Below are 2,876 nucleotides of genomic sequence, written 5' to 3'. Positions count from 1 at the left end.
GCCCTTCTCCATGACGACGACGTCGTCGGCGATCTGGCGGACCACCGCGAGGTCGTGCGTGATGAAGAGGTAGGACAGGCCGAGCTGGGCCTGCAGGTCGTTGAGCAGGTAGAGGATCTGGTTCTGCACGAGCACGTCGAGGGCCGAGACGGCCTCGTCGAGGACGATGACCTCCGGGTTGAGCGCGAGGGCGCGGGCGACGGCGACGCGCTGGCGCTGACCGCCGGAGAGCTCGTCGACGGCACGGTCGGCGAGATCGGCGGTCCGCGTCGCGAGGAGGGCCTCTTCGACGATGCGCTCGTCGGCGCCGCTGCGCCTGCCGAAGAGCCCCTCGTGGGGGTGGCGTCCGCGGGCGACGAGATCGGCGACGGCGATGCCCTCGGGGGCGAGGGGGTGCTGCGGGAGCAGTCCCAGCCGGGTGGCGAGTTCACGCGTCGGGAGGGAGGAGATCCTCTCCCCGTCGAGGAGGACGGCGCCATCGATGGGCGCGAGGACGCGGGCCGCGGTCTTGAGGAGGGTCGACTTCCCGGAGGCGTTCGCCCCGATGATCGCGGTGATCCGACCGGTCGCGATCTCGAGGTCGACGCCGTGGACGACCTCGCGCTTCCCGTATCCGGCGACGAGGGCGCGGGCCGCGAGTTCACGCGGGGTCGCCCGGTCTTCGCCTCCGAGGTCGGGCGCGCGATCTTCGGGGGCGGCGGGTGCGGAGCGGCCGCCCGAGGGGAGAGGGGCGGACGGGGCGCGCAGGGCGATCATGCGAGTCCTCCTTTCCGGTTGAGGGCGATGATCTGGAGAAGGAGGGCGGGGGCTCCGATGATGCCGGTGACGACGCCGACCGGCAGGACGCTCCAGAAGAGGTGCTGGCCGGCGATGTCGGCGGCGAGGACGAGGGCGGCGCCGACGAGTCCGGATTCGATGAGGAGGGCCGAGTCGTTCGGTCCGACGAGGCGCGTCGTGATCGGTCCGGCGAGGAAGGCGACGAAGGCGATCGGCCCGGTCGTCGCGGCGGCGAAGGAGGAGAGTCCGACGACGGCGAGGAGGACGAGGAGCCTCGACCTCGGAACGTCGACGCCGAGTCCGATCGCCGTGTCGTCGCCGAGGCGGAGGAGTTCGAGCTCGCGTCCGAGCAGGATGAGCGGGACGCCGAGGAGGAGGAGCGCGCCGCCCAGGAGCGGCGCCTGATCCCAGGAGGCGGAGGCGAGCGAGCCCGAGAGCCAACGCATCGCCTCGGGGAGGTCCTGAACCTTCGCACGGAGCTGGACGTAGTTCGTCACGGCGGTGAACATCGCGGAAGCCCCGATGCCGATGAGGACGATGCGGCCGCCCTGGGAGCCGTCGCGTCCGGCGAGGGCGAGGATCGCGAGGGCGACGCCGAGCCCGACGCCGAGGGCGAGGATGTTGACGGCGATGCCGGACCAGCCCCACAGGAGGATCGCGACGACGGCCGCGGCGCTCGAGCCGCTCGTCACGCCGATGACGTCGGGGCTCGCGAGTTGGTTGCGGAGCATCGTCTGGGAGGCGCGCCCGCCGATGCCGAGGGCGGCTCCGGCGAGGAGGGCGATGAGGACGCGCGGGAGTCGCAGCTCCCCGATCGCGAAGGCGGCTCCCGGGGCGTCACGCCCTGTGAGGACGGCGAAGACCTCCATGACCGCGTACCAGCGCTCGCCCCAGGCAAGGTCGACGGCGGCGAGGACGAGGAGGGCGAGGAGGAGCGCGGCGCCGACTCGGCGGCGGCGCGCCTCACGGCGGGCGCGTCCGGCGCGGATGGAGTCGGCGACGGGCGCGGGCGCCTCGTCCGGCGCGTCCTGCGCTCCGGTACGGGCCTCGAGGACTGCGGCGTTCATCGGGCGACCGCCTTCGCGCGGCGGACGACGAGGACGAGGATCGGCGCTCCGATGAAGGCGGTGACGACTCCGACCGGGATCTCCGAGGGGGCGATGAGGATGCGCCCGGCGACATCGGCGAAGAGGAGGAGGGCGGCGCCGCCGAGCGCGGACAGGCCGAGGAGGGGGAGGTGACGGGCCCCGGTGAAGGGGCGCAGCGCGTGGGGGACCATGAGTCCGACGAAGGAGATCGGTCCTGCGAGGGCGGTGACGGAGGCGGCGAGGAGGACGGCGGCGAAGCCGGCTCCGGCCTTCGTCGCGCCGACGCGGACGCCGAGCCCGGTCGCAGCCTCATCGCCGAGGGCCAGGAGGTCGAGCGGGCGGGCCAGGAGGAGGACGAGGAAGGCCCCGAGGACGAGGAGGGGCGCGATCGTCATGATCGCGGACCATGTCCCGCGTCCGAGGGATCCGACCTGCCAGAAGCGGAATGCCTCGAGTCCCTGGGCGCGCGGCAGCATGATCGCCGAGACGAGGGAGGACATCGCAGCCGAGGTCGCGACTCCGGCGAGCGCGAGGGAGAGCGCAGTGGAGCCGCCCGGCCCGATCGTGCTGATCGCATGGACGAGGAGGGCGGCGAGCAGGCCTCCGAGGAGGGCGAGGAGCAGGTAGTCCGAGAGGCGGTGGGCGCCGAGGAAGGCGATGCCGATGACGACGGCGAGCGCGGATCCAGAGTTCACGCCGAGGACGCCCGGGTCGGCGATGGGATTGCGCGTGAGCGATTGGAGGAGTGCTCCGGACACGGCGAGGGCGGCGCCGACGAGGAGGGCGATGACGGTCCGGGGGATCCGCTCGCGGACGGCGAGGGCGCCGATCTCCTGGGAGGTTCCGGTGATGCCGGCGAGGATCTCGTCGGGGCTCACCGCTCTTGCGCCGAAGGCGAGGGAGGAGGCGGCGCCGAGGAGGACGAGGCCGAGGCCGAGCGCCGCGAGGGCGCCGACCCCGATGCGGCTCCGGCGCGAATGCGCCGCGCCCGCGGGCGCCCCGGTCGCGGGC

The 2,876-nt window shown here is 73.6% G+C and carries 3 protein-coding genes; all 3 read right to left on the bottom strand.

Annotation, left to right across the window (positions count from 1 at the left end; translation table 11 throughout):
• Positions 1-756 (bottom strand): ABC transporter ATP-binding protein (locus tag ACQY7V_RS00605; RefSeq protein WP_428638437.1); only part of this gene is annotated, 756 nt, incomplete at its 3' end.
• Complete coding sequence (locus ACQY7V_RS00600) at positions 753-1,844, bottom strand: FecCD family ABC transporter permease (RefSeq protein WP_428638434.1); 1,092 nt, start codon at positions 1,842-1,844, stop codon at positions 753-755. The genes ACQY7V_RS00605 and ACQY7V_RS00600, both read right to left, overlap by 4 nt.
• On the bottom strand, positions 1,841-2,876 hold a 1,036-nt coding region (locus tag ACQY7V_RS00595; RefSeq protein WP_428638433.1), incomplete at its 5' end, for a FecCD family ABC transporter permease. The genes ACQY7V_RS00600 and ACQY7V_RS00595, both read right to left, overlap by 4 nt.

This window comes from Schaalia sp. (assembly GCF_050312375.1).
Lineage (GTDB): Bacteria > Actinomycetota > Actinomycetes > Actinomycetales > Actinomycetaceae > Pauljensenia > Pauljensenia hyovaginalis.
Note: the sequence above shows the minus strand (reverse complement) of the source record. Positions and strands in the feature narration are given on the sequence as shown.